Below are 2,982 nucleotides of genomic sequence, written 5' to 3'. Positions count from 1 at the left end.
TTTGCTGGCGATCCTGGTGTTCCTGGCGACGTTCAATCAGGCTGTCATTGAAGCGTTCCTGGGGCAGTGGAACAGGGCGTGGCTCAACAAGCTCCTGCCCTATGTATCCCTCGCTATGGGGTTGGGGGAGGCCTTTGCGCTTTACCCCAAGCTCAACGCCCTGCCCCTGGTGGGCATGGCTGATAGCGCGGTATTCGGCACCGTAATCACGGGCGTTGTGGTGGGAATGGGGGCAAGCGCCGTCCACAAATTCTTCCCCTGGCCACCAACGCCACCAGGGCCGGCTGGATAAAATGACCAGGCGCCTTTTCATCCTGGCTGTAGGGATTGAGCTGGCCGGGATAGCCCTAGTGGGGACAGGGATAGGCTATGAGATGGCAACGGGGGCACACCTGGGCTACGCCCTCATCACCGGGGGGAGCCTCCTGGTTGCCGCCGGGGGCGTGATCTTCGGGAAGTTCGTAAAGGCCATCAGGAGATAACATAATGGGCTGGGAACAGGTAGCGCAAGCGCAGGTTTCAAGCCAGGGCGTCCAGGGCGACGTCTGGAAGACCCTGGACGAGCTGCCGGTGGGCACGGAGGGCTTACTCTCTCTCCATGCCCCCGGGATAGGCCCCCTGATGGACGCGTGGGGGGTGGAGGCCATAGTGAAGGGGGTGTTCTGGGCAAAGGGAGTAGACATCAAGGTGGTGGACTGCTACGGCCAGGGGAACGACGGCTATATCCGCTTCACGGGCTCCCCCGCAGCGGTCGTGGCCGTCATCTTAGCCCTTGCCCCTGTGCTGACGGCCTTGTTCTACCTGGGGATAGTCGTGGTTGTCGGGCTCTTCATCCGGAAGGCTGTGAGTGTCATAGAGAAGCTGGTAGAGAACCCGTGGACCATCGTGGCCATCGGGACTTTTGTTCTCGGTGGACTATACTTAGCAGGGAGGAAAAAATGACAACGGCAGGCAAAGTTCTTCTGGGAACGGTGATTGTGGGGGGGGGAGCGCTCCTTCTGACCAGGGTCGGCCAGGCGGCACCGGCACCGCCGCCGAGCCTTGTCGACCAGTACCTGGCAGAGATAGCCGCCGCCACCACGTATGCACAGCTGGACAACATCCGGTACAGGTTTGAGGCGGACTATACAGCCGGCAAGATGACCTATGACCTGTACGTGGTCCTCTACAGCGCCTATGCTCAAAAGTACAGCGTGTTAATCCCATAAGCCGGCTCCTGAGGAAAGGAGGACCTATGAACAGAGGGCAGAAGGTAGTCCTTGGTGTTGTTGTAGTAGGTGGAACGGCTCTTGCCGTATCAGCCTTATCAAAAAGGGCCGAGGCTGCACCGCCTCCGGTTGTGCCCCCCTCCCTGGTGGAGGGGTACCTCAGCGACATAGCGGCGTCGCTGACCCTGGACGCTTTGGCGGCGGTGAGGGTGCGCTTCGAGGGCGACTATGTCGCAGGGAAGCTAACTCAGCCAGAGTACCAGCAGGTCTACGATGCCTACCTTGTGAGGTATGGGGAGCTGGTGGGGCCTGCTACCGCGACCCTGGACATAAAAGCGGTTCCCGTCTTGGCCGGCCCGTACGGTACCATCCTCGCCCCGAAGGTCTATGTGGATGGGGCCTGGGTGGGGTCTGCCCCTGTGCTCTGGACCCTCTACCCTGGGACCTACACTATCTCCTGGGAGGACAAGCCCGGGGGAGACAACCCCGCCCCAGGGGTGGCCTACTATCAGGCCCCGGCCGCGCAGACCGTGACGGTGGCGGCGGGGCAGACTCTTGTAGTGGAGGGCACCTACACCATCGTGCCCGCGGTGGTGGTGCCACCGAACATAACCCTTGATGCCTTCTGGTTCAGCAATGTGCAACCCTTCTTGCCCAGCAGCACGCACATAGCCTACATCAACATCACCAACCCCACCAACAGAACCATAAACTACTACTTCGATGCCTACCCGTTTAACCCCGGCAATACCGGCGGAGAGGTAGCAGGGAGAATCGGGGTAGGGGATATAGGCCCAATCCCGCCGGGCTCCTGGGGCACGCAGCTCGGCATCACGATGCCGGCGGCTGAAGGGGTCTATCCCCTCTTCCTCCGCTTCTACGAGAACGTCGCAGGGTTCCCCCTGGCTTACATCAAGACCGTCAACACTGGGCAGTCCGTGACCGTGGGCAGCCCACCTCCGCCCCCCCCACCCCCGCCCCCACCCGGGTGGCCCATAATTCAGCAGCTCGCCTCCATCTACTCATACTTGTCCCCAGGGATGGGGGTTTGGAACGAGGCTGGCACTCTCGGCTTTGACCCCACTGCCCCCTACTATCCCCCATCGGACCTGCAGGAGCTTCTCGTAGGGCAGCGGTACTGGATAAGTGTCACCCAGGCCTGCACACTCAGCTACGGCGGGAAGACATGGAACCTAGCTGCAGGATGGAACCTGATAACCTGGTAGAAGGTGAAGGATGAAAACAAAACCAAGGCGTCAACCAGGCCACCTTCGCCCGCTGGGTCAGCGAGTGGCAGGCTGAGGAGCAGGCCTCCAGGGGGACCGGGCCCCTGCCCCTGAATGAGTAGGACCTGCCCTCGCCAGGATGGAGCCGCCGGACCTCAGGGTGCCAGCTTAGCTATCATCCTCTGAAAGTCGCCCCTGTGCCTGGTCTCATCGCTCAGGATGAAACGGGTGTTGTTGACCATGAGCTGGTATTCATCCCTCTGGCCGGAGAAGGGCAGGGTGAGCACCCAGGCCTGGAAACCGATGGCCAGCTCCTGGTACGCTTTGACGGCCTCGCCCTCATCCTTGACGGCATTCTCCAGGGCTTTTATGATATCTTCCTTGGTCATGTTCCTCTCCTTTTTTCTCGGCACCGCCCTGGCGCAGGGTCCGGGCCATGGCCTTGAGCTGTTCCCGGGGCCGGTTCATCTAGGCTTTCCCACCAGGGCCTCGGCCTCCTTCTCCAGGCTGGCCCGCTCCCTGTAACGCCGGACCCGCTCCCGGACGGC

The 2,982-nt window shown here is 61.6% G+C and carries 6 protein-coding genes; 5 read left to right on the top strand and 1 reads right to left on the bottom strand.

The features are described 5' to 3' along the window. The 5 genes from KJ624_08330 to KJ624_08310 all read left to right on the top strand — a co-directional run. A partial coding sequence (locus KJ624_08330; GenBank protein ID MBU2009822.1) for a hypothetical protein occupies positions 1-292 on the top strand: 292 nt, incomplete at its 5' end. A 1-nt stretch (position 293) separates the two neighbouring features. Then, positions 294-482 carry a histidine kinase gene (locus tag KJ624_08325; GenBank protein MBU2009821.1) on the top strand — a complete coding sequence of 63 codons (189 nt, stop codon included), beginning with the start codon at positions 294-296 and terminating at the stop codon, positions 480-482. 4 nt (positions 483-486) lie between these two features. Then, positions 487-942, top strand: a complete 456-nt coding sequence (locus KJ624_08320) for a hypothetical protein (GenBank protein ID MBU2009820.1) — start codon at positions 487-489, stop codon at positions 940-942. Beyond that, positions 939-1,208, top strand: a complete 270-nt coding sequence (locus KJ624_08315; GenBank protein ID MBU2009819.1) for a hypothetical protein — start codon at positions 939-941, stop codon at positions 1,206-1,208. The genes KJ624_08320 and KJ624_08315 overlap by 4 nt, the downstream gene beginning before the upstream one ends. Before the next feature lie 26 nt (positions 1,209-1,234). Then, complete coding sequence (locus tag KJ624_08310) at positions 1,235-2,434, top strand: hypothetical protein (GenBank protein ID MBU2009818.1); 1,200 nt, start codon at positions 1,235-1,237, stop codon at positions 2,432-2,434. Positions 2,435-2,589: 155 nt separating this feature from the next. Here KJ624_08310 and KJ624_08305 read toward each other — a convergent pair whose 3' ends face one another. Continuing rightward, positions 2,590-2,823 (bottom strand): hypothetical protein, encoded by a 234-nt coding sequence (locus tag KJ624_08305; GenBank protein ID MBU2009817.1) that lies wholly within the window; start codon positions 2,821-2,823, stop codon positions 2,590-2,592. Between the last annotated feature and the right edge of the window lie 159 nt (positions 2,824-2,982).

Source organism: Chloroflexota bacterium (assembly GCA_018825785.1).
Classification (GTDB): domain Bacteria; phylum Chloroflexota; class Dehalococcoidia; order JACVQG01; family JAHKAY01; genus JAHKAY01.
Note: the sequence above shows the minus strand (reverse complement) of the source record. Positions and strands in the feature narration are given on the sequence as shown.

Coding starts and splice junctions, on each gene's coding strand:
- KJ624_08315 (MBU2009819.1), top strand. CDS start 939: ATGACAACGGCAGGCAAAGTTCTTCTGGGAACGGTGATTGTGGGGGGG.
- KJ624_08305 (MBU2009817.1), bottom strand. CDS start 2,823: ATGACCAAGGAAGATATCATAAAAGCCCTGGAGAATGCCGTCAAGGAT.
- KJ624_08310 (MBU2009818.1), top strand. CDS start 1,235: ATGAACAGAGGGCAGAAGGTAGTCCTTGGTGTTGTTGTAGTAGGTGGA.
- KJ624_08325 (MBU2009821.1), top strand. CDS start 294: ATGACCAGGCGCCTTTTCATCCTGGCTGTAGGGATTGAGCTGGCCGGG.
- KJ624_08320 (MBU2009820.1), top strand. CDS start 487: ATGGGCTGGGAACAGGTAGCGCAAGCGCAGGTTTCAAGCCAGGGCGTC.